At 49.1% G+C, this 21,576-nt stretch carries 25 protein-coding genes; 14 read left to right on the top strand and 11 right to left on the bottom strand.

What is annotated here, in order from left to right:
• Positions 1-561 precede the first annotated feature (561 nt).
• The 6 genes from csgB to NMD08_RS16170 all read left to right on the top strand — a co-directional run bounded on the left by csgB (position 562) and on the right by NMD08_RS16170 (position 4,443).
• Entirely contained in the window at positions 562-1,020 is a 459-nt protein-coding gene (gene csgB, locus NMD08_RS16195; protein WP_151219660.1) for a curli minor subunit CsgB, read from the top strand.
• Between the two features lie 40 nt (positions 1,021-1,060).
• Positions 1,061-1,510 carry a curli major subunit CsgA gene (csgA, locus tag NMD08_RS16190; protein ID WP_151219661.1) on the top strand — a complete coding sequence of 150 codons (450 nt, stop codon included), beginning with the start codon at positions 1,061-1,063 and terminating at the stop codon, positions 1,508-1,510.
• 60 nt (positions 1,511-1,570) lie between these two features.
• Complete coding sequence (csgC, locus tag NMD08_RS16185; RefSeq protein WP_151219695.1) at positions 1,571-1,903, top strand: curli assembly chaperone CsgC; 333 nt, start codon at positions 1,571-1,573, stop codon at positions 1,901-1,903.
• Between the two features lie 152 nt (positions 1,904-2,055).
• Complete coding sequence (locus NMD08_RS16180; RefSeq protein WP_151219662.1) at positions 2,056-2,376, top strand: type 1 fimbrial protein; 321 nt, start codon at positions 2,056-2,058, stop codon at positions 2,374-2,376.
• A gap of 101 nt (positions 2,377-2,477) precedes the next feature.
• Complete coding sequence (gene ymdB, locus NMD08_RS16175; protein WP_370618564.1) at positions 2,478-3,020, top strand: O-acetyl-ADP-ribose deacetylase; 543 nt, start codon at positions 2,478-2,480, stop codon at positions 3,018-3,020.
• Positions 3,004-4,443 (top strand): phospholipase D family protein, encoded by a 1,440-nt coding sequence (locus NMD08_RS16170; protein WP_151225222.1) that lies wholly within the window; start codon positions 3,004-3,006, stop codon positions 4,441-4,443. The genes ymdB and NMD08_RS16170 overlap by 17 nt, the downstream gene beginning before the upstream one ends.
• A gap of 24 nt (positions 4,444-4,467) precedes the next feature.
• On the opposite strand, the gene mdoC is transcribed toward NMD08_RS16170, so the two are convergent.
• Positions 4,468-5,628 (bottom strand): glucans biosynthesis protein MdoC, encoded by a 1,161-nt coding sequence (mdoC, locus tag NMD08_RS16165; RefSeq protein ID WP_151219665.1) that lies wholly within the window; start codon positions 5,626-5,628, stop codon positions 4,468-4,470.
• Between the two features lie 271 nt (positions 5,629-5,899).
• Between mdoC and mdoG the strand changes: the two genes are divergently transcribed.
• From mdoG to NMD08_RS16150, 3 genes are all read left to right on the top strand, one after another.
• The gene (mdoG, locus tag NMD08_RS16160; RefSeq protein WP_151219666.1) at positions 5,900-7,435 is read left to right on the top strand and encodes a glucans biosynthesis protein MdoG; all 1,536 of its coding nucleotides are present in this window, start codon (positions 5,900-5,902) and stop codon (positions 7,433-7,435) included.
• The gene (gene mdoH / locus NMD08_RS16155; protein ID WP_370618562.1) at positions 7,428-9,956 is read left to right on the top strand and encodes a glucans biosynthesis glucosyltransferase MdoH; all 2,529 of its coding nucleotides are present in this window, start codon (positions 7,428-7,430) and stop codon (positions 9,954-9,956) included. Before mdoG ends, mdoH begins: the two co-directional genes overlap by 8 nt.
• A gap of 75 nt (positions 9,957-10,031) precedes the next feature.
• Positions 10,032-10,259, top strand: coding sequence for a YceK/YidQ family lipoprotein (locus NMD08_RS16150; RefSeq protein WP_087052693.1), 228 nt, complete (start codon positions 10,032-10,034; stop codon positions 10,257-10,259).
• Here NMD08_RS16150 and NMD08_RS16145 read toward each other — a convergent pair whose 3' ends face one another.
• The 3 genes from NMD08_RS16145 to NMD08_RS16135 form a co-directional block, all read right to left on the bottom strand.
• On the bottom strand, positions 10,260-10,637 hold the full coding sequence (locus NMD08_RS16145; protein ID WP_187252660.1) for a MysB family protein: 378 nt from the start codon (positions 10,635-10,637) through the stop codon (positions 10,260-10,262).
• Positions 10,638-10,718: 81 nt separating this feature from the next.
• Positions 10,719-11,939, bottom strand: coding sequence for a multidrug efflux MFS transporter MdtG (gene mdtG, locus NMD08_RS16140; RefSeq protein WP_187252659.1), 1,221 nt, complete (start codon positions 11,937-11,939; stop codon positions 10,719-10,721).
• Positions 11,940-12,094: 155 nt separating this feature from the next.
• Positions 12,095-13,015, bottom strand: a complete 921-nt coding sequence (locus NMD08_RS16135; RefSeq protein ID WP_151219668.1) for a Kdo(2)-lipid IV(A) acyltransferase — start codon at positions 13,013-13,015, stop codon at positions 12,095-12,097.
• Positions 13,016-13,235: 220 nt separating this feature from the next.
• On the opposite strand from NMD08_RS16135, the gene NMD08_RS16130 reads away from it, so the two are divergent.
• Positions 13,236-14,288, top strand: a complete 1,053-nt coding sequence (locus tag NMD08_RS16130; protein WP_370618559.1) for a rhodanese-related sulfurtransferase — start codon at positions 13,236-13,238, stop codon at positions 14,286-14,288.
• A gap of 46 nt (positions 14,289-14,334) precedes the next feature.
• Here the strand turns inward: NMD08_RS16130 and NMD08_RS16125 are convergent, their stop codons facing one another.
• The 7 genes from NMD08_RS16125 to pyrC all read right to left on the bottom strand — a co-directional run bounded on the left by NMD08_RS16125 (position 14,335) and on the right by pyrC (position 19,213).
• A complete protein-coding gene (locus NMD08_RS16125; RefSeq protein ID WP_151219669.1) occupies positions 14,335-14,910 on the bottom strand; it encodes a YceI family protein in 576 nt (191 codons plus the stop codon).
• Between the two features lies 1 nt (position 14,911).
• Positions 14,912-15,478, bottom strand: coding sequence for a cytochrome b (locus NMD08_RS16120; protein ID WP_151219670.1), 567 nt, complete (start codon positions 15,476-15,478; stop codon positions 14,912-14,914).
• 260 nt (positions 15,479-15,738) lie between these two features.
• A complete protein-coding gene (locus tag NMD08_RS16115) occupies positions 15,739-15,852 on the bottom strand; it encodes a YceO family protein (protein WP_003036148.1) in 114 nt (37 codons plus the stop codon).
• Between the two features lie 52 nt (positions 15,853-15,904).
• Positions 15,905-17,023: an N-methyl-L-tryptophan oxidase gene (gene solA / locus NMD08_RS16110; protein WP_370618557.1), complete on the bottom strand. Its 1,119-nt coding sequence runs from the start codon at positions 17,021-17,023 to the stop codon at positions 15,905-15,907.
• A 239-nt stretch (positions 17,024-17,262) separates the two neighbouring features.
• The gene (gene bssS / locus NMD08_RS16105) at positions 17,263-17,517 is read right to left on the bottom strand and encodes a biofilm formation regulator BssS (protein ID WP_003036154.1); all 255 of its coding nucleotides are present in this window, start codon (positions 17,515-17,517) and stop codon (positions 17,263-17,265) included.
• 338 nt (positions 17,518-17,855) lie between these two features.
• Positions 17,856-18,101 carry a DNA damage-inducible protein I gene (gene dinI, locus NMD08_RS16100; protein ID WP_370618555.1) on the bottom strand — a complete coding sequence of 82 codons (246 nt, stop codon included), beginning with the start codon at positions 18,099-18,101 and terminating at the stop codon, positions 17,856-17,858.
• Between the two features lie 65 nt (positions 18,102-18,166).
• Positions 18,167-19,213, bottom strand: coding sequence for a dihydroorotase (gene pyrC / locus NMD08_RS16095; protein WP_151219672.1), 1,047 nt, complete (start codon positions 19,211-19,213; stop codon positions 18,167-18,169).
• A gap of 264 nt (positions 19,214-19,477) precedes the next feature.
• On the opposite strand from pyrC, the gene NMD08_RS16090 reads away from it, so the two are divergent.
• The 4 genes from NMD08_RS16090 to NMD08_RS16075 all read left to right on the top strand — a co-directional run bounded on the left by NMD08_RS16090 (position 19,478) and on the right by NMD08_RS16075 (position 21,447).
• Entirely contained in the window at positions 19,478-19,708 is a 231-nt protein-coding gene (locus tag NMD08_RS16090) for a hypothetical protein (protein ID WP_370618553.1), read from the top strand.
• Positions 19,709-19,731: 23 nt separating this feature from the next.
• Positions 19,732-20,151 carry a hypothetical protein gene (locus tag NMD08_RS16085; RefSeq protein ID WP_370618551.1) on the top strand — a complete coding sequence of 140 codons (420 nt, stop codon included), beginning with the start codon at positions 19,732-19,734 and terminating at the stop codon, positions 20,149-20,151.
• A gap of 35 nt (positions 20,152-20,186) precedes the next feature.
• Positions 20,187-20,417, top strand: coding sequence for a DUF6708 domain-containing protein (locus NMD08_RS16080; RefSeq protein ID WP_252838149.1), 231 nt, complete (start codon positions 20,187-20,189; stop codon positions 20,415-20,417).
• Positions 20,418-20,487: 70 nt separating this feature from the next.
• Positions 20,488-21,447: a hypothetical protein gene (locus tag NMD08_RS16075; RefSeq protein WP_370618549.1), complete on the top strand. Its 960-nt coding sequence runs from the start codon at positions 20,488-20,490 to the stop codon at positions 21,445-21,447.
• Positions 21,448-21,576 lie beyond the last annotated feature (129 nt).

Raw genomic sequence — 21,576 nt, 5'->3', positions numbered from 1 at the left:
GATGTAAATTTATATATTAAAATGTGATTTTTGAGTTTTCCAGGAGTTTAGATTTGATAGTAAAGTTGTACATTTTAGCTTTATTGCATAGATTTAAAAAATCATACAAATTATAATATGTTATTGATTAATAATGATTAAATTTATGATTAGATGGTTTTTTATTTCTAGTGAATTCAGGTTTTTTTGTCTCACTTGAAGTTGGACAATTTTAGATGAAAAAAAATGACAGTTGTCACGAGTTGTACCGTTAACTATCGAAGTACCTCGCTACGAAGCCCAGAAAACACGGAAAGCGCGTTTTTTGTGTTACTGCATAGAAATTCATTTTCCGGGTTAAAAAAGAAATAAAATCCAGAGCTGCAACGGTGTTGTTCACTGTTAATTAGTACTTTGGGGTGAATCTTAATATAAAAATACAACTGGCGGGTGAGTTATTTAAAATGTTTCCGCAGACATACTCTTCATCGTAACGTGGCGTTAACAAATGTAAGTCATGTTAACAACAATTTGAGTGGTAATTAATTTTACTTTATGTACGACCAGGTCCAGGGTGACAACATGAAAAACAAGTTGTTATTTATGATGTTTACAATGCTGGGTGTGCCTGGGATTGCAGCCGCGACGACAAGTTATGATTTGGCTAATTCAGAATATAACTTTGCGGTAAATGAATTAAGTAAGTCTTCATTTAATCAGGCAGCCATTATTGGTCAGGTTGGCACTGCGAACAGTGCAAATACTCGCCAGGGGGGCTCGAAGTTATTGTCAGTCATTTCGCAAGAAGGTTCTGGTAATCGGGCGAAAACAGACCAGACGGGATCATATAACTTTGCATATATTGATCAAGCGGGTAGTTCCAATGATGCGAGTATTAAACAAGGTTCATACGGTAATACGGCGGTGATTATCCAGAAAGGTTCTGGTAATAAAGCCAATATTACCCAGTACGGTACACAAAAAACAGCAGTTGTGGTGCAGAGACAGTCGCAAATGGCAATTCGCGTGACTCAACGCTAATCCATTAACGACGTTTAAATCAATCCGATGGGGGTTTACCATGAAACTTTTAAAAGTGGCAGCATTCGCAGCAATCGTTGTTTCTGGCAGTGCTCTGGCTGGTGTTGTTCCGCAATGGGGCGGCAATCATCATGGTGGCGGCAGTAATTATGGCCCAGACTCTTCACTGAGTATCTATCAATATGGGTCAAGCAACTCTGCGAATGCTTTGCAAAGTGATGCGCGTAAATCAGATGTCACCATCACACAACACGGGCGTGGTAACGGAGCTGTTGTTGGCCAGGGTGCTGATGACAGTACTATCAGCCTGAAACAGACCGGCTTCCAGAACAGTGCCACTATCGATCAGTGGAATGCAAAAAATGCTGATATTAGCGTGACCCAGTTCGGGGGCCGCAACGGTGCGTTGGTTAATCAGACAGCTTCTGACTCCAATGTGCTGATTCAGCAGGTTGGCTTTGGCAACAACGCTACTGCTAACCAACACTAATTCAGTTTTCTGACTGATAATAAACAGGGCGTGAGCCCTGTTTTTTTTCGGGAGAATATGATGCATACGCTCTTACTCATTGCCGCGCTGGCAAATCAAATAACATTCAATACAACTCAGCAAGGTGATATCTACACCATTATTCCTCAGGTGACGTTAACTCAACCGTGCGTATGTGAGGTACAAGTCCTTGCCATACGTAAAGGGCAGGGGGGGCAAAGTCAATCGCAGCAGAAAACAAGCCTTTCAGTCCCCGCTAATCGGCCGATTGAATTAACCAAACTGAGTTTTAATATTTCACCTGAGGATTCGGTCAAAATTATCGTTACCGTTTCGGATGGGCAGTCTCTGCATCTGTCTCAGCAATGGCCAGACTCAAACAGTCACCCATGATTTTTTTGCTGTATTTGCATTAAGGGTGTGGCTGGGAATGCACTGCTGTTCTATGAATATAGAAACGTGTAAACGTTTTAATTTGATCGTTAATCACAGCGGTGAAGGATCATTTCGATCCCTCAAGGATGGCTAATCATTGAGGAACCCTTATGTGTACATTATTAAAGCGTTTTCTAAGTATCAGCTTGTGCAGCATTTCTCTTTTTACCCTCCCCGCAATGGCGCAGCAAATCTCAACCGGTGGGGTTATTCATTTTCGCGGTGCAATAGTTGAATCACCTTGCGATGTTAACGCTCGGCATCAGCAAATTGAATTGTCATGTATGCGCGACGGCACCACTCGTAATAGTCTCTACAATCAGCAACAGGTCGCGACTGCCCCTCAAAATGTGCAGCAAATTGCCACAGTCAAAATGCACTATCTCAATGAACAGAAAAACATGGCAATTCTTAACATTGAATATAAATGAATCATTCTGGCGTACATATGCACACGTGTGGTTAAAAAGTGAGATTTCCGGGAAAACCCTGCTGTACACTTAGCAAATAGTGTTTTGTCAGGGGGGAACTTATGCAATCACGTGTTCATGTGTTACATGGCGATATTACAACGATCGCTGTTGATGTGATTGTCAACGCAGCGAATCCATCGCTATTGGGCGGCGGTGGCGTCGATGGTGCAATCCATCGCGCTGCCGGACCTGCGTTGCTGGCGGCCTGCAAGCAGGTTATCCAGCAACAGGGTGAATGCCCAACAGGTCATGCGGTGATCACCCTGGCGGGAAATTTGCCCGCCAAAGCGGTGATCCACACAGTGGGGCCCGTCTGGCAGGGCGGCGATCATCATGAAGCTGAACGCCTCGAAGAGGCTTACTTGAATAGCTTGCAACTAGCCTTAGCCAATGGCTATCAGTCCATTGCTTTTCCGGCAATCAGCACCGGGGCTTATGGTTATCCCCGCGCGGCGGCAGCAGAAATAGCGGTAAATACGGTGCTGAAATTTATTACCCGCCGCGCACTGCCCGATCAAATCTTCTTCGTGTGTTTTGATGAAGAAAACGCCCAACTTTACAAGAGATTGCTGACCCAGCAAGACGATGCTAACACGGACTGATATGACGCGACTTGAGCGTGCGATCACGCCACTTTGTGAAAACCACCCGGGAGAATGCGGCATTCTTGCGCTGGATGACAGCCTCGATGCGTTTGCTGCTCGTTATCGGTTAACGGAAATGGCAGAGCGTACTCTGGATGTGCAGTATTACATCTGGGAAAGCGACATGTCCGGGCTATTGCTCTTTTCCGTGCTGCTGGCTGCGGCGAAGCGTGGCGTACGTGTGCGTTTGCTGCTGGATGATAATAATACGCCAGGGCTGGATGACACGCTGCGCCTGCTGGATAGCCACCCGAATATAGAAGTTCGCCTGTTTAACCCTTTTTCGTTTCGCATTCTGCGTGCCCTCGGCTATTTAACTGACTTTGCCCGACTTAATCGGCGTATGCACAATAAAAGTTATACCGCTGATGGCGTGGTGACCCTCGTGGGTGGGCGTAATATTGGCGATGCCTATTTTGGCGCGGGAAAACAACCGCTGTTTTCGGATCTGGACGTCATGGCTATTGGGCCGGTGGTTAAAGATGTCGCCGATGATTTTGAGCGTTACTGGCATTGCCGCTCGGTTTCAACGTTAAAAAATGTGCTTGAGATGTCTGAGCCAGATTCTGTGCGCCATATTGAGCTGCCCGAATCCTGGTATAACGATGATATTACCCGTCGTTATCAGCATAAGCTGGAAACCAGCCAGTTTATGACCCATCTTGATCAACGGTCGCTGCCGCTGGTTTGGGCAAAAACGCGTTTGCTGAGTGATGATCCTGCAAAAGGAGAAGGGAAAGCACCGCGTCACTCGCTGTTACCACAGCGTTTGTTTGACGTGATGGGTTCGCCGACCGAACGTATTGATATCATTTCAGCCTACTTTGTGCCGACTCGCGCCGGTGTAGCGCAGCTCCTGAAACTGGTAAGAAAAGGCGTCAAGATCGCCATTTTAACCAATTCACTGGCGGCGAATGATGTGGCAATCGTTCATGCTGGCTATGCACGCTGGAGAAAAAAACTGCTGCGCTACGGCGTGGAATTATACGAACTCAAACCGAACCTTGATCGCGTCCCGGTCGTTCACGATCGTGGGTTAACCGGTAATTCAGGTTCCAGCCTGCATGCGAAAACCTTCAGCATTGACGATCGCAAAGTGTTTATTGGCTCGCTTAATTTTGATCCCCGTTCAACACTGCTTAATACGGAAATGGGATTTGTGATTGAAAGTGAAGTGCTGGCAGAGTTGATTCATAAGCGGTTTATGCAAAGCCAGCGAGATATGGCCTGGCAACTACGCCTCGACCGTTGGGGAAGAATTAATTGGGTCGACCGACTTTCTGGCAGTGAACAGGTACTGAAAAAAGAACCCGCCACAGGATTCTGGAAGCGGGTGCTGGTCAAGCTGGCGTCAGTGTTACCCATTGAGTGGTTGCTCTGAATCACTCAATGGTTGAAAGAAAAACTAACGGGCTACGGCCTTGTTTTTATCCTGCTTAACGGGTGGTTTACCCGAAAAGAGAAACTTCAGCACCGGTATGCGTAAATGGATTTCGTACAGTATTACCGCAATCCCGACCACAAACAGTAGACCACAGAGAAAACCCAGCAGATTCGACGAGATATGCGGAGTAATGTAAGCGCCAAAAAACAGTGTTAACGGATGATGCACCAGATAGATAAACAGGGATGCGTTGACAAAATAGGTCACGCGGGCTGACTGGAAATTCAGTAAGCGGTGACCAAGTGAAAAGACGACGTTCACCATCCACAAGCCCATGACCATGGTAATGACATATTCAGATTCATACATCCAGGCATCACCGTTACCATAGCGCTGATTGAGCAGATAGGCGACAAATGCGCATGCGGCTCCCAGCGTGCAACCGCGCGACGGTGTGGTAAACAGCGCTTTCAAATTAGGATTGATAAACGCCAGCGCGCCGAGCATAAAGAAAGGCACATAGAACAGCGTTTGCATAACGACAAAATTGAACATACCGTCGCTGAGAATCGAAGGATAAAAGATGAAAATAGTCCTTCTGACGGCGGCATAACCGATACCAAGCACTGCAAAAATCAGCGTTAATTTTGTCATCGACACCGAAGGCGAACTGCCGATGTCGCTTTGCGTTAATCTGTTTTTCATCTGGGTGAACATCCACATGCTTACGGTCGTTAACACCACCAGAACCAGTAAAAACCACAGATGGGAAATCAGCTCCCAGGCCAGCGCATTGTATTTCTCGTAGCTGCTGAGAGTATGCCAGCTGTCTGCTTTTCCTTTCACGTACTGCAGCATGATAAATTGCGGTAGCGTAAGCAATGGAATCGCAGTTAGCATCGGGATCCCCACGCGTTCCACACGTACTTTCCACCAGCGCTTTAACGGATAGCGTAGAAATAGCATGTAGGAAAAATAACCCGAAATGACAAAGAAGACTTGCATGCGAAAAGCATGGATAAAGTCATTAAACAAGGTCAACCACCACGATGGTTCTGCGCTGTTCACATGCCAGGTGTGGGTGGAGTAGATCAATGAAATATGGAACGGGATCCCTAACAACATTAGCCAGGCACGGATGGAGTCAAGAAAATATTCGCGTGGTGGTGATACAGAGCTCATAGACAGTTATGTATTCTCAGACTTTTCGTCTTATCCCTAAGACGAATAATGGTTACATTCGAAGGCAACCCTACACGAAGTCTAACAACCTGTCTCCAGGATAAGCACGCAAAGTGAAAACAGGCAGACGAACCTGCTTAAACCATAAGCCAGCGCGCGAACAATACAGGGATTCAGTTGTCGGAATACCCGATTATCCATTAAAATGGATCGGATCAATATAAGCACACAAAGGGGGAAGTGCTTACTAATTATGAAACATAAACTACAAATGATGAAAATGCGTTGGTTGGGTGCAGCAGTCATGTTAACGCTGTACACATCATCGAGCTGGGCATTCAGCATTGATGATGTTGCAAAACAAGCTCAATCCTTAGCCGATAAAGGCTATGAGGCGCCAAAAAGTAACTTGCCCTCCGTTTTCCGCGACATGAAATATGCGGATTATCAGCAGATCCAGTTTAATCATGATAAAGCCTACTGGAGCAATCTTAAGACCCCATTTAAGCTCGAGTTCTACCACCAGGGTATGTACTTCGACACGCCGGTCAAAATCAACGAAGTGACCGCTACTGCGGTGAAAAGAATCAAATACAGCCCAGATTACTTTAATTTCGGCGATGTTCAGCATGATAAAGACACGGTAAAAGATCTCGGTTTCGCCGGGTTCAAAGTGCTGTATCCGATCAACAGCAAAGATAAAAACGACGAAATCGTCAGCATGCTCGGTGCCAGCTATTTCCGTGTTCTGGGTGCAGGCCAGGTCTACGGCCTTTCTGCGCGCGGTCTCGCGATAGATACCGCTCTGCCTTCTGGTGAAGAATTTCCCCGCTTTCGTGAGTTTTGGATCGAGCGTCCGAAACCAACTGATAAACGTTTAACCATTTATGCCTTACTGGATTCTCCGCGTGCAACCGGAGCGTATCGCTTTGTCATCATTCCTGGTCGTGACACGGTAGTCGATGTTCAGTCCAAGGTTTATCTGCGCGACAAAGTGGGCAAACTTGGCGTTGCACCGTTAACCAGTATGTTCCTGTACGGACCAAACCAGCCTTCTCCGACGACTAACTATCGTCCAGAACTGCATGACTCTAACGGTTTGTCCATCCACGCTGGCAACGGCGAATGGATTTGGCGTCCGCTGAATAACCCGAAACATCTCGCGGTGAGCAGCTTTGCTATGGAAAATCCGCAAGGTTTCGGTCTGTTGCAGCGTGGCCGTCAGTTCTCGCGTTTTGAAGACATCGACGATCGCTACGATCTGCGCCCAAGCGCCTGGATCACGCCAAAAGGCGATTGGGGCAAAGGTAAGATTGAGTTAGTTGAAATTCCAACTAACGATGAAACGAACGATAACATCGTTGCGTACTGGACGCCGGATCAGCTGCCTGAAGCCGGTAAAGAAATGAACTTTAAATATACCCTGACGTTCACGCGCGATGAAGACAAGCTTCATGCGCCTGATAATGCCTGGGTACAACAGACCCGTCGTTCTACCGGTGATGTTAAACAGTCCAACCTGATTCGTCAGCCTGACGGTACCATCGCGTTTGTGGTGGACTTTACTGGCACCGATATGAAAAAGCTGCCGCAGGATACGCCTGTTACCGCACAAACCAGTATTGGCGACAACGGTGAAATCGTTGAAAACACCGTGCGCTACAATCCGGTCACTAAAGGTTGGCGTTTGGTATTGCGCGTGAAAGTGAAAGACGTGAAGAAAACCACTGAAATGCGTGCTGCCCTGGTCAATGCCGATCAGACGCTGAGTGAAACCTGGAGCTACCAGTTACCTGCCAATGAATAAGACAACTGAGTATATTGATGCAATGCCGCTTTCGGATATCGAAAAAGCGGCACTGCCGAAAACTGACATCCGCGCCGTTCATCAGGCGCTGGATGCTGAGCATCGTACGTACTCGCGCGAAGATGATTCACCGCAGGGTTCTGTAAAAGCTCGCCTTGAGCAAGCATGGCCGGATTCTGTGGCTAAAGATCAGTTGATTAAGGACGATGAAGGGCGCGATCAGCTACAGGCGATGCCAAAAGCAACGCGCACCTCTATGTTCCCCGATCCCTGGCGTACCAACCCGGTCGGCCGTTTTTGGGATCGTCTGCGAGGGCGTGATGTGACGCCGCGTTATCTTTCTCGTTTGACGAAAGAAGAACAAGTGAGCGAGCAAAAATGGCGTACCGTTGGCACCATTCGTCGCTATACGCTGTTGATCTTAACACTGGCGCAAACGGTCGTCGCAACCTGGTATATGAAGACAATCCTTCCGTACCAGGGGTGGGCATTCATTAATCCTGCAGACATGATGGGGCAGGATTTGTGGGTCTCCTTTATGCAACTGCTGCCTTACATGCTCCAGACCGGCATCCTTATTTTGTTTGCCGTGCTTTTCTGTTGGGTATCAGCGGGGTTCTGGACCGCGCTGATGGGCTTCCTGCAACTGCTGATTGGACGAGATAAGTACAGTATCTCTGCCTCAACGGTAGGGGATGAACCGCTGAATCCTGAACACCGTACCGCGTTGATTATGCCTATCTGTAACGAGGACGTTGACCGCGTTTTCGCGGGACTTCGTGCCACGTGGGAGTCGGTCAAAGCAACGGGCAATGCTGAGCATTTCGATGTTTACATCCTGAGCGACAGCTACAACCCCGATATCTGCGTAGCAGAACAAAAAGCGTGGATGGAGCTGATTGCCGAAGTGCAGGGTGAGGGGCAAATTTTCTACCGTCGTCGTCGTCGTCGCGTGAAGCGTAAAAGCGGCAACATTGATGACTTCTGCCGTCGCTGGGGAAATCAGTACAGCTACATGGTAGTGCTGGACGCGGACTCCGTAATGAGCGGTGACTGTCTGAGCGGACTGGTACGCCTGATGGAAGCCAATCCGAATGCCGGGATTATCCAGTCTTCACCGAAGGCTTCCGGTATGGATACGCTGTATGCGCGCTGCCAGCAGTTTGCGACCCGTGTGTATGGGCCGCTGTTCACTGCCGGACTTCACTTCTGGCAGTTAGGCGAATCACACTACTGGGGCCACAACGCAATTATCCGCGTGAAGCCGTTTATCGAGCACTGTGCGCTTGCGCCGTTACCGGGCGAAGGCTCGTTTGCGGGCTCGATCCTCTCCCATGACTTCGTGGAAGCGGCGTTGATGCGGCGTGCCGGCTGGGGCGTGTGGATTGCTTACGATCTGCCGGGCTCTTATGAAGAGCTGCCACCGAACCTGCTGGATGAACTCAAGCGTGACCGACGCTGGTGCCACGGCAACCTGATGAACTTCCGTCTGTTCCTGGTTAAGGGGATGCACCCGGTTCACCGCGCGGTATTCCTGACCGGCGTTATGTCCTATCTGTCCGCGCCGCTCTGGTTTATGTTCCTCGCGCTGTCTACGGCATTACAGGTGGTTCACGCGGTAACGGAACCGCAGTACTTCCTGCAACCACGCCAGTTGTTCCCGGTATGGCCGCAGTGGCGTCCTGAACTGGCGATAGCACTGTTTGCTTCGACGATGGTGCTGCTGTTCCTGCCGAAGCTGCTGAGTATTTTGCTCATCTGGTGTAAAGGGACGAAAGAGTACGGTGGGTTCATCCGCGTTACGCTGTCGCTGCTGCTGGAGGTTCTGTTCTCCGTGCTGCTGGCACCGGTGCGTATGCTGTTCCATACCGTCTTCGTCGTGAGCGCTTTCCTCGGATGGGAAGTCGTGTGGAATTCCCCGCAGCGTGATGACGATTCCACCCCGTGGGGGGAAGCGTTTATGCGTCACGGCTCTCAGTTACTACTGGGGCTGGTGTGGGCTGTGGGTATGGCCTGGCTGGATCTGCGTTTCCTGTTCTGGTTGGCACCGATCGTTTTCTCGCTGATCCTGTCGCCGTTTGTTTCCGTGATTTCCAGTCGTTCCACGGTTGGCTTACGTACCAAGCGCTGGAAGCTGTTCCTGATCCCGGAAGAATATTCTCCGCCGCAGGTGTTGGTAGATACAGATACCTACCTGGTGATGAACCGCAATCGTACGCTGAACGACGGCTTTATGCATGCGGTGTTTAACCCGTCGTTTAACGCTCTGGCAACGGCAATGGCGACTGCGCGTCACCGTGCCAGCAACGTGCTTGAGATAGCCCGCGACCGTCATGTGGAGCAGGCGCTGAACGAAACGCCGGAGAAACTGAACCGTGACCGCCGCCTGGTCTTGTTGAGCGATCCAGTAACGATGGCGCGATTACATTACCGCGTCTGGAATTCACCTGATAAGTATTCTTCTTGGGTGAATTACTATCAGGGGCTGACTCTGAACCCGCTGGCGCTCAGGAAAGAATAAGCGTTCTATGACGTGAAAATACCGGCCTGGTGCCGGTATTTTTTTATACTGAATAAAAGAGTCGGGAGGTATCAGGTGCGAATATTAGCTGTGGGGATCATGGTGTTCTTCCTGAGCGGATGCGGCAGTATTATTAGCCGAACCATCCCAGGACAAGGGCACGGAAACCAATACTATCCGGGCGTGCAATGGGATGTCCGCGACTCCGCATGGCGTTACGTCACCATTCTCGACCTGCCTTTTTCGCTGGTGTTTGATACGTTGCTGCTACCGCTCGATATTCATCATGGACCTTACGAGTAACTATCGCTCATCCCATTCATCGGCTGCGGTTTGACCCTCTTCAGTATCAAGGGGAGGTTCCAGCTGGAATTCACCTTCATCCCATTCATGAAGGGTGTTTTCTTCCTGCCACTCCTGACGGATTTCAATCTCGTCATAGTCGCCATCAAAAACGCTCTGCGCCGCTTCACCGCTCAGCATTGGCAGACATTCGCCTTCATCACTCTCTTCGTCAGCAAAAAATTCCGCCTGCCACATGATGTCCCCATCCTGTAGCACGTATTTTTGTACGTTTAACTGCCCGACACTGGCTTCGTCTGGTTCAAGATCGGGGTTATCTGCCAAAAATTGTTCACGAGCGGCATCAATGGCTTCTTCCAGCGTGGCATACATGGTCATCGGAGTCTCCCTTTGATTTAATGAAGCATTCAGGGAAATAATAGTTGATTCTGCGATATTGCAAGTATGAATACACGAAATTCATCCAGCGGCCTCAGCGCTTCGGCGACGGCGCAGGCTATTCCACGAGTAGAGAGCGTTAAACAGCACGATGCCCGCGGTCACGCAGAACACGGCGCGAAAACCATAGTTGGCGGATATTGCCGCCCCCATTAACGGCCCCGTTACGTTGCCGATATCACGAAATGACTGGTTATAACTGAAAATACGCCCGGCGATCTGATTGGTCGAGTTATAGACCAGCAGCGTTTGTACCGCCGGGAGCAGAGCCCCGTCGGCTGCACCCAATAAAAAGCGCAACACGCCAAGTTGCCAGGGCGATTGTACAAACGACATTGGAATAAGCAGCAGCACGGAAATGACCAAAGCAACAATCAGGATCTTCTCTGGGCCAATTCGGTCACCGAGTTTGCCAAGCCTTGGAGCGCTAATTAACGCAGCTACACCAGGTACAGAGGCAATCATGCCGCTGATAAAAGCGATATTACTGACGTTGCCGGCCAGTTCCCGAACGTACAACGTCAGAATTGGCGCGATGGAGCCGGTTGCTACCTGGATTATCAGCGTTGTAACAAACAGGCTCAGCACCAGTTTGGGGTTCTTTAACGAGGCTACAACTTCGCGAATGTGCAGCATTTCTTTCTTGCTCACCGGCTGGAAATGCTCGCGAATAAAAAATAACGTCAGAATAAAGCAGAGTAGCAGCACGCTGGCGGTAATAAAGAAAACGGGGCGTAGCCCATACTGGTCGGCAAGTAAGCCTCCTGCCAGCGGTCCGAGGAGTGCGCCGCTGACGCCACCGGTTGATAACGTTCCCAGCGCCCATCCGCTTTTATTGCGCGGAACCTGGGTGGCGATCAGTGCATTGGCGTTGGGAATGAAACCGCCGAGTAGCCCCAATAGTGCTCGCAGGATCAAGAACTGCCAGATATTTTGCGCCAGGCCCATCAGCAGCATCACAATAGCCATGCCCAACGCGGAACGCAGCAGCATGATTTTTCGCCCTTTGCGATCGGCAAGACCACCCCAGAAAGGAGAGGCGATGGCGGAAAAGAGAAAAGTGATGCTGAAGACCAGGCCTGACCACATGTTCAGGGCGCTATGACCTGTGACGCCGAGACTCTCGACATAGAGGGGTAAAAAGGGCATAACCAGGCTAAATGCTGCGCCGGTTAAAAAACAACCGAGCCAGGCAACGGTGAGGTTACGTTTCCAGTTTATGGGGGCTTCTGTGGGTGACATAGCGTTCCGCAGTGTGGCGCGCTGTTTGCGCTATCGATTGAATATAAGTAAGCAGGCTAATTATGCGCCTGGTAGATAGTTGCTGCAATGCGGATAGCAGTTAAACCTAAAGTGGGTAGGAAAGGGGTTGCAGTCCAGTGGACTGCAACAGTGCTTTAGTACAGGGAAGGGGAGCCTTCGGGACGCGTCTTGAAGCGTCGGTGCAGCCACATATACTGCTCTGGCGCCATCATGATGCATTGTTCAACGATCTTATTCATCCACGCCGCCGTAGTTTCCGCGTCGTCTAACGGTGGTGAACACTCCGCAGGCAGCATAATCAATTGATATCCTTTGCCGTCCGGCTTGCGGCGAGGAACAAACGGTACCAGGCAGGCGTTCGACATGCGTGACAGCATCCATGTTCCGGAGGTTGTTGCGGCCTGCTCAACAGCAAAAAGCGGGACAAACACGCTGGCGCGAGGACCGTAGTCATGATCCGGCGCATACCAAACCACTTCGCCTTTTTTCAACGCTTTAATCATTCCTTTCAGGTCTTTACGATCGAGCATTGATTTATTCGAGCGCATACGCCCCCAGGTTTGTAGCCAGTCGAGCAGCGGGTTGTCGTTAGGGCGATACACGCCGATCCCCGGCTCCTGCAAGCCAAACTGGCGCGCACCCAGTTCCAGAGTCAAAAAGTGCAGGCCCACTAACAAAATTCCCCGCTTTTGCGCCTGAACGTCGCGGATATGTTCCATCCCGATAACTTCTGTCCAGCGTGAAATGCGCTTGTCGGACCAAAACCAGGCCATTCCAGTTTCCATCACGCCCATGCCCACAGACTCGAAGTTCCTGACGACCATCTGCTGGCGTTCATGTTCGCCCATCTGTGGAAAGCACAGTTCAAGATTACGGGAAACAATTTTAGCCCGACGTTTCATCAAACGTAACGCCAGTCGACCTAATGCGCAGCCTAACTTATAAAGAATCGGGTAGGGTAACTGCACGATTAACCAAAGGATGCCAATGCCCAGCCAGGTTAACCAATAACGTGGATGCAGTAACGCAGCCGAAAACTTGGGTAAATTCGTCATGTCTATCCTGTCTTCAAACGACCAATTCCCTGTATTGTCGCATTTTTTCGCGCGTATCAAAAATTTGCGACGGGAGAATGGTGATTAAATCAGCAATTGTTGTTGCGATTTTATAATGGAGTAAGAAATGTAGCGTAAAATGTGTGGATGTAAATTGGCGATGTTTGCTTTATTATGCCGCCGATTTTCATTTTCTCCCTTTTTGCAGGATACGTACACCATGCCAGTGTTACACAACCGCATTTCAAACGATGCTCTTAAAGCCAAAATGCTGGCCGAGACTGAGCCGCGCACAACCATCTCGTTCTATAAATATTTCATGATCAATGATCCTCAACTCACACGAGATGCGTTGTACCAGATGTTCACTGCGTTGAACGTCTTTGGGCGCGTGTATCTTGCCCATGAAGGCATCAACGCGCAAATCAGCGTGCCGCAAAGCAATGTCGAGGCACTCCGCCAGCAACTGTATGCGTTTGACCCCGCATTAAACGGATTACGTCTGAATATCGCGCTGGATGATGACGGGAAATCTTTCTGGGTGCTACGTATGAAAGTGCGCGAACGCATTGTGGCGGATGGGATTGACGATCCGAACTTTGATGCCAGCAACGTGGGTGATTACCTGAAGGCGGCGGAAGTGAATGCCATGCTGGACGATCCTGACGCGGTATTTATTGATATGCGTAATCACTATGAATATGAGGTGGGCCATTTCGAGAATGCGCTGGAGATCCCGGCAGACACGTTCCGCGATCAGTTACCGAAAGCGGTTGAAATGATGCAGGAGCATAAAGATAAAAAAATCGTTATGTACTGCACGGGCGGCATACGTTGTGAGAAGGCCAGTGCCTGGATGAAACACAATGGATTTAGTAAAGTCTGGCACATTGAAGGCGGTATTATTGAATATGCCCGCAAGGCGCGAGAACAGGGACTTCCGGTGCGCTTCGTGGGTAAAAACTTTGTTTTTGACGAGCGGATGGGCGAAAGGATCTCTGAAGATGTTATTGCGCATTGCCATCAGTGTGGAACCGCCTGCGACAGCCATACAAATTGCAAAAATGACGGCTGCCATCTGCTGTTTATCCAGTGTCAGTCCTGTGCGCAGAAGTTTAAAGGCTGCTGTAGCGAGCAGTGTTGCGAAGAGAGTGAGTTGCCGGAAGAGGAGCAACGCCGTCGTCGCGCGGGGCGTGAAAGTGGCAACAAAATCTTTAATAAGTCACGCGGTCGCCTGAATACCAAACTGGGGATTCCGGATCCTGCGCAATAGTCGCTATGCCGGATGGTGGCTTGAGCCCCATCCGGCCATTCACACGTTACTTCTGTTGCACACCTTCCACTGAGATGATCAGATCGACCTCCTGAGACGCGGGGCCGAGATCGGTGGTGATGTTGAAGTCTTTTAACTTAATTTTCCCTTGTGCTTCAAAACCAGCGCGCGTGCCGCCCCACGGATCGCCGCCCTGACCAATTAGTTTTGCGTCCAGCGTAACGGGCTTGGTAACGCCGTTCAGGGTCAGATTACCCGTGATATCAAGGTCGTTTCCTTCTTTTTTCACGCTGGTGGAGTTAAAGGTCGCTTGTGGGAATTTAGCAACGTTAAGGAAGTCTGCGCTGCGCAGATGCTTATCGCGTTCGGCGTGATTGGTGTCAACGCTATTGGTGTTGATGGTCACGTTTACCTTATCGGCTGCGGGGTTTTTCTCATCAAAGGTAAACGTACCGTCGAAATCTTTAAATGTGCCGTACAGCCAACTGTAACCCAGATGCTGAATACGGAAATTAACAAAGGCATGCTGTCCTTCTTTGTCAATTTTGTAATCTGCCGCCACGGCCGACCCGGTGGTGAATAACAGAGAGGCGAGTGTAAGTCCCAGCAGGTTTTTTTTCATTTTAAGCTCCATAGTCAGATGACGATTTTCCCAACATGCGATTGAGGGTATCGTCGTTATCGATAAAGTGATGTTTCAGCGCCATCACGCCGTGCAGAAGCGATAAAATCACTACGCTCCACGCAAGCCACAGATGCAGGCTACCGGCGAGGTCGGCCTGAGCGCCCGCATTAGCAAGGGTCGCAGGAATATCGAACCAGCCAAATACGCTTATCGCTTTGCCATCAGCGGTGGAAATCAAATATCCGCTAATGACAATAGAAAACAGCAAGGTGTATAGCGCGAGGTGACCCAGAGCCGCAGCGATGCGAGTAAAACGGGAATAGTTTGCCAACGCAGGAGGCGGTGGTGAGATCCACCGCCAGACAACGCGAATAACCAGCCCTAACATGAGCAGAACGCCGATGCTTTTATGCAGTTCTGGGGCCTGGTGATACCAGCCGTCGTAATAGCTGAGTGTGACCATCCACAAGCCCAGCGCAAACATGCCATATACAGCAATCGCAATCAGCCAGTGTAATGCGGCAGACACCACGCCATAGCGCTGAGGACTATTATTGAATTGCATAATCACACCATTAGATATTTCAGAAGTGAATGAAAATGGCGCGGAAAAGACATTAATGCAACTAATAAATAACAATGATGATGATATTTATTTTTAATTCAATAAAATTGATTGAATTATTAAGTAATCATCAAGGAATCAGAGGGTGGCGGAAGTTAAGGCTTAATTTGACGGGGTTGGAGTTGTTTCCATTATTCAGTTAATTGCAATGAATTTTAAGTTAATATCAGTTTGTGTCAATTATTGTCAGCGCAACAAGATTAAAAAAACATAATATATATCACATCCATGATTGCCAGCAGCGACCATAAAATAATGTAGAGCATAAGGTGCTCGCGAATATTATTAACCAGATAGTGAAAGATGCGACGCATCAACGTTATTCCTGTCATTAAAAATGGCCTCATCAACGAGGCCATCCATTTATTATCGCTTAAAGCGGCTCAACCTGAAGGGAGTCAGGTCAAAGTCAGACGGTTTATTCTGGGCGAAGTCTGCCGCAATCTCTCCCAGTACGGAGGCAAACTTAAAGCCATGTCCGCTTAGTCCGGTAACGATCAGCGTGTTGTCATGCTCCGGTAGAGTATCAATAATGAAGTCTTCATCCGGTGAGTTATCATAGGTGCAGGACGCACCGTGCAGGCAGCAGCCAACGCCTGGCAGAATTGTGCGCAGGAATGGGAAGGCTTCAGAACCGTCGCTGGCGACAGCGGCAAACGGCTTACGTTCATCTGCAGAATGAATTACCTGTCCGCCATTGTGCTTACCAATTTTTAGCTCATCGTTTTCTGCCGGGAAACCGTAGTATTGATCGCCATTTGGCAGTTCGCCGGTGAAAGCAGGGAAGTTATTCTTAACGCTGTAGCGCCCATCAGCCTGATACCAGGCGAACACTTTACGTACCGGTTGTATTGGTAGTTCAGGCACCAATGCCTGCACCCAGGTTCCGGCGCAAATCACCGCTTTTTGCGCGTGATAGTCACCGTCGGCGGTTTCTACCGTCACGCCATCATCACTGTGGTGAATTGCGCTGACCGGGCATTTAAATAGCTGCGCACAACCGGCTTCTTCTGCCAGGCGGATCCAGGTTTTAATCGCTAATTCACTGCGTAAAAAACCTGACTCGGCTTCAAACAGGCCGATATAGTTTTCAGGTACGCGAATCTCTGGCCAGCGAGCCATGATGGCTTCTGCATCCAGTTGTTCAACATTGAGTTGCCACTGTTTTGAACTTTGCGCCGCGGTTGCTAAGAAGGTGGAATCTGCCGGACCGAGATTGATAACACCGGAGCGAACAAAAATTGGCTCTTCATTTTGGGTGGACAGTTCATCCCATAATGTTTGCGCACGCAGCACCAGCGGAACGTATTTTTCACCTTCGCCATAAGCATGACGAATTAATCGAGTGTCGCCGTGGTGGCTGCCCTGCTGATGCGGGGGCATATGCGCATCGATCATCAGTACCTTCAGACCGGCGCGAGTGGCATAGTATCCGGCTGCGGCACCCACGGAACCGCTGCCAATAATGATTAAGTCGTATTTCATCCGCTTCTCTCTGCAATCGCGATAGTATACCTTAAATAATTCGAGTTGCAGGAAGGCGGCGACACAGCGAATCCCCGGGAGCGTACATAAGTACGTGACTGGGGTGAGCGAGGAAAGCCAACGCACATGCAACTTGAAGTATGACAGGTATAGCAGAGTAAATAACTGACCCGGAATATTCAACCTGGAAATAAGAAAGGCACCGATAAGGTGCCTTTTGATGGTTGGATGTATCAGGTTTAATGTCGCTGATACTCATTTACCTGGTAATCGCCGGATTCAATTTTAGCGATTCCTGCTTCTAATATCGAAATAAATTGCCTGGCAACATCAGTGGTTAACCAGAGCGTTTGACCAACTTCAGTCCCATCCGGGTCCGGGCGATTCGGGGTCTGGTAGTGCAAACGCAGCATCAGCGCATCATAGCTATCAACAGTGCTGATGTCCCATCCTACAAGTGGATGAGTCTGAATGACTTCATTATTCTTTTCCATCATGCCCCCTAATTCGTGTTACTAGACAACGGTTTTCGAGGTTCAATGCGTTTTTTCTGAAGCAACTTCAGTATATCAATAAATAAGGGTATTCATTGAAAATTTAAAGAGGGCAGTGCATAAATTTTTTGTTTTCAGCGTTTTCTGACTAAGAAACCAACATGTTATTCATTTTTTTTAGCATGTTGCACAATTATTTTGGTGTTGTGGTTAAAATATGACCAGGAATTAATTATTAAATTAAAAGTTCGTTGTAAGGAATGCGCGATTGATTAAAAGATAGTGCGTATAAAAAAGCCGGGGCGACCCGGCAAAAAAACATCACTGCATATCATTATTTATTCGTTGATGAACCAGTCATCTGCGCTTTCCCATGTCTCCTGCAGGATCTCGCTGATGCGTTCTTTGTCCTCTTTTGTCGCGCCAATGACCGACAGATTGTTTGCGCCAGCATAACGGACGGTAACATTATCTTCGTTATCCGGAAAATGATGATGAATACGACGGGAGAGTTCGCCCGCCAGTGCGTCAATTGCACCGGCAGGTAAAGGTGAAGTTTTAGCAATAGTGACTTCAATACGCATAGTAGCCCCCTGTGGAATATACTGTTTATTTATACAGTTATCCGCAGCAATTGGCTACACTTTTTTTAGCTTTTTACTGACCAGCGTACCGTTTCGCCACCCAGGAAAGGCACCAGCGTATCGTCTTTCAGCGCAATGCTCTCCGGAACCCGGTGTTCGAGGCGTTCCAGCTCAATAAAGCTCTCGTTCACCGGTAAGCCGTAGAACTGCGGGCCATTGAGTGAGCAGAAGGCTTCGAAATGCGCCAGCGCGTTCATCTCTTCAAACACGGTGGCATAGCTGCCCAGCGCGGTCGGGGCGTTAAAACACCCGGCACAGCCGCAACTGGATTCTTTACGATGACGCGCATGCGGCGCTGAGTCGGTACCAAGGAACGCACGGCTAAATCCGCTGGCGACCAGTTCACGCAGCGCCTGTTGATGGACGTTACGTTTAAGGATTGGCAGACAGTACAGGTGCGGGCGAATCCCGCCGACCAGCATGTGGTTGCGGTTAAACATCAGATGCTGTGGCGTAATGGTCGCCGCCAGAAGCTCGTTACCGTCCCGCACGTATTCGGCAGCATCTTTAGTGGTGATATGTTCAAACACCACTTTCAGCGCAGTCAAACGCTGACGCAGCGGTTCCATCACCGTTTCAATAAAACGCGCTTCACGATCGAAAATATCGATATCCGCATGCGTCACTTCACCATGCACCAGCAGCGGCATACCTAATTTTTCCATCCGTTCCAGCACCGGCATGATGGCATCAACAGAGGTTACGCCATGCGTTGAGTTGGTGGTGGCATTGGCCGGATAGAGTTTTGCGGCGGTGAAAACACCCTCGTTAAATCCACGTTCCAGCTCGTTGGGGTCCAGCGTATCCGTTAAGTAGCAGGTCATTAATGGCGTGAAATCGTGTCCGACAGGTACCGCGTCCAGAATGCGCTGGCGGTAAGCGATAGCCGCGTCAACCGTGGTGACGGGCGGAGCCAGGTTCGGCATCACAATGGCGCGACCATAGACTTCACTGGTATAAGGCACGACAGTTTTTAACATGTCGCCGTCGCGAAAGTGAAGATGCCAGTCGTCTGGGCGGCGGATCTTTAAAACCTGGGATGGTGCAGTCATCAATATGCTCCGGCTGAGGATAGTCTTTTTTGCCGGAAACAAAGGATAAGCGGAAACGTTTTCGTTTGCACGTAAAAAAGTCTCGGTACCAGATAGAAATAACGGCTGTGTTTAGTGCCTCTTGCTCTTGTTGTTGTGCGTAAATTTTTTTATTATCAAGTGTAATTATATGCATGATAATAATTAATTACATAACAAATAATTTTGGCTTAAGTATTAATTTACGTTATGCCCGAATTGAAACGCGAATGCACAGGAGGTGCTATGAAGATCTGTCGTCCGTTGTGGACAAAAGGAATCCTCCTTTCTCCCCAGTACTTCCAGCAGCAAACGTTGATTAACTCCCTCGATGATGAAGGTATTTCCCGGATAGGCGTTATGCATCCATGGGGCGTCTGGTGCGCAGAGTTTGACGCGCAGGCTCTTATCCAGGGGCGGGTGAAACCCGTGCCTACTGGAAAAATAAATACAATCCGCAAGATGGCCTGTCATTAACGGTTAATATCAAGGGGTGAAGTATGGCTAATCAGAAATCAGGGAATAAAGCGCAGCGTCGTGCATCAGTATCCTCCGGCGGAACAACTAAACAGTGCCAGAGCGCTGATACGATGCCAGGAGAACATCCTGGAAACCCTTTCTATCGCCGCTCCGTGCTGAGCCCGCAGGCGGAAAGATGGCAGGCGGATCTGCCGGTTCAGTGGCTGGAGCATGGTGTGGAGCCCAATGCTATCTGGCTGAATGAAAAGAATGACATCTGGCTGGAAATTCCCCGTTATGAAAATCAGATTTCATGGAGCGGAGGTGATACTTTTGCCTTTCTCTTAGTGCCGTTTATTTTTTTCTTTTCAATTAGCCCTATATTATTTTGGTGGGATATAAGAATTTTTCTAGTCTCAATGATGGGTGTAGTCTTTTTCCTCTCTTTTTTAAACTTTTAATCAGAATGACCTATCACACGCCCCGTGGTACCCCTGTGCGTTTAAACCGGAAACGGCAGAAAATCTATATTTATGAACACCGGCGCAGCAGCTGGAACCCGTGGACAGAATGGCCGGTGGAGATCCGCGAGTTGTGGTGCTACTGCTGCCGCTATATGCAGTACCAGCCGGTACCAGAGGAAGCGCGGTTTGCGGAGCATCCCCAGCAGTGGGGACATATTCACTGGCCGGAAGAGATGGACACTGAATCCCGCACGGCGCCGTGAGTGACGCCAGACTGTAAGCCCGTTTTTACCGTATTTTGCCGTTCCCGTTTCCCTTTAGCGATTATAAATCATGCCCGTTAAATTAAAGCTGATCCCTCCTGCGGCTCAGAAACCCGATTTTCCGATCGGTAGCCGTTGGTTCAAAAGCCTTGCGGGATTACTGATTCCTGGCTTCGGTTGGGGCTATTTTACCGGAATGTCATTTGACGCACCGGCATTCTGGATAATAGCGGTCGTGCTGCCATTTATCGTTTGGCTAACCGCAATCTGGTTGCGCATGATGATTTATCTTCCGGCATTAATTCAGGCTAACGCCTGGAATAAACGAAGGGAAGAACTGTTGTTAAGTGAAATTCGACGTGGGCGGCGCGCGTTACAGATATTACACAGTACATTTATCACCGCGCATATCGAGCCTGAACAGACGAATATCTCATCAGTGGGGGTGTTGACCCAGAATAAACAAATCTTGCATATGCAGCCTTCATGGCACGGCAATAACAGTTATCGTCTAAGTAGGCTGCCAATCCAGAGCGGAATGACGCGAGATGACCTGATTCAGCAAATTTTTAACAGATTAGTCGCAGGAATTGCACGCCATCTTAAGCAACTACCGGAGAATCACCCGGTCGCTCTGCTGTTTGAAGTGAATACGTCATTACCCGCCCAGCGGTTGCATTCTCTCTGGCGTAACGCATGGGAAAACTACGATATACGTCAATGCCTGGAGCCTGTTATTGGGCATGGAGTGAGCGTGGTCGACAACTGGCTGGATGATCGAATCCGCGAAGAGACAGTGCTACTCATTATTGCGTTACAGGTTGATCCCGATAAGCCTGAAGGGACTGGAGAAGCAGCTGTTGCGCTGCTGCTGGGGAATCGCCTGACCCAACATATTCTGACACCACAAGCAGTACTACAACGGGTAGAGGAAAGTTTTACTGAAACGCTGGCAGAGAATATTGCGCAGGCGTTGGATTGGGTACCCGCTCAACCGGCGGATATTCGCGTTGTTTCGCGATCCGGATAGGGAGAAGGGAAACTGGCGGCTAATCGTGAAACGCGCTGCGTTCGATCCTGATGATGCCCGGAAGATCGTACTTGATGGTCACACGATTACTTTACTTGCAGAATAAATGTAATATCGAAAAAAAGGGCG

The organism is Citrobacter meridianamericanus (assembly GCF_041320245.1).
Classification (GTDB): domain Bacteria; phylum Pseudomonadota; class Gammaproteobacteria; order Enterobacterales; family Enterobacteriaceae; genus Citrobacter; species Citrobacter meridianamericanus.
The sequence above is the reverse complement of the archived record's forward strand: the minus strand, read 5'-3'. Positions and strand labels throughout refer to the sequence as shown.

Coding starts and splice junctions, on each gene's coding strand:
- csgB (WP_151219660.1), top strand. CDS start 562: ATGAAAAACAAGTTGTTATTTATGATGTTTACAATGCTGGGTGTGCCT.
- csgA (WP_151219661.1), top strand. CDS start 1,061: ATGAAACTTTTAAAAGTGGCAGCATTCGCAGCAATCGTTGTTTCTGGC.
- csgC (WP_151219695.1), top strand. CDS start 1,571: ATGCATACGCTCTTACTCATTGCCGCGCTGGCAAATCAAATAACATTC.
- NMD08_RS16180 (WP_151219662.1), top strand. CDS start 2,056: ATGTGTACATTATTAAAGCGTTTTCTAAGTATCAGCTTGTGCAGCATT.
- ymdB (WP_370618564.1), top strand. CDS start 2,478: ATGCAATCACGTGTTCATGTGTTACATGGCGATATTACAACGATCGCT.
- NMD08_RS16170 (WP_151225222.1), top strand. CDS start 3,004: ATGCTAACACGGACTGATATGACGCGACTTGAGCGTGCGATCACGCCA.
- mdoC (WP_151219665.1), bottom strand. CDS start 5,628: ATGAGCTCTGTATCACCACCACGCGAATATTTTCTTGACTCCATCCGT.
- mdoG (WP_151219666.1), top strand. CDS start 5,900: ATGATGAAAATGCGTTGGTTGGGTGCAGCAGTCATGTTAACGCTGTAC.
- mdoH (WP_370618562.1), top strand. CDS start 7,428: ATGAATAAGACAACTGAGTATATTGATGCAATGCCGCTTTCGGATATC.
- NMD08_RS16145 (WP_187252660.1), bottom strand. CDS start 10,637: ATGACCATGTATGCCACGCTGGAAGAAGCCATTGATGCCGCTCGTGAA.
- mdtG (WP_187252659.1), bottom strand. CDS start 11,939: ATGTCACCCACAGAAGCCCCCATAAACTGGAAACGTAACCTCACCGTT.
- NMD08_RS16135 (WP_151219668.1), bottom strand. CDS start 13,015: ATGACGAATTTACCCAAGTTTTCGGCTGCGTTACTGCATCCACGTTAT.
- NMD08_RS16130 (WP_370618559.1), top strand. CDS start 13,236: ATGCCAGTGTTACACAACCGCATTTCAAACGATGCTCTTAAAGCCAAA.
- NMD08_RS16125 (WP_151219669.1), bottom strand. CDS start 14,910: ATGAAAAAAAACCTGCTGGGACTTACACTCGCCTCTCTGTTATTCACC.
- NMD08_RS16120 (WP_151219670.1), bottom strand. CDS start 15,478: ATGCAATTCAATAATAGTCCTCAGCGCTATGGCGTGGTGTCTGCCGCA.
- NMD08_RS16115 (WP_003036148.1), bottom strand. CDS start 15,852: ATGCGTCGCATCTTTCACTATCTGGTTAATAATATTCGCGAGCACCTT.
- solA (WP_370618557.1), bottom strand. CDS start 17,023: ATGAAATACGACTTAATCATTATTGGCAGCGGTTCCGTGGGTGCCGCA.
- bssS (WP_003036154.1), bottom strand. CDS start 17,517: ATGGAAAAGAATAATGAAGTCATTCAGACTCATCCACTTGTAGGATGG.
- dinI (WP_370618555.1), bottom strand. CDS start 18,101: ATGCGTATTGAAGTCACTATTGCTAAAACTTCACCTTTACCTGCCGGT.
- pyrC (WP_151219672.1), bottom strand. CDS start 19,213: ATGACTGCACCATCCCAGGTTTTAAAGATCCGCCGCCCAGACGACTGG.
- NMD08_RS16090 (WP_370618553.1), top strand. CDS start 19,478: ATGAAGATCTGTCGTCCGTTGTGGACAAAAGGAATCCTCCTTTCTCCC.
- NMD08_RS16085 (WP_370618551.1), top strand. CDS start 19,732: ATGGCTAATCAGAAATCAGGGAATAAAGCGCAGCGTCGTGCATCAGTA.
- NMD08_RS16075 (WP_370618549.1), top strand. CDS start 20,488: ATGCCCGTTAAATTAAAGCTGATCCCTCCTGCGGCTCAGAAACCCGAT.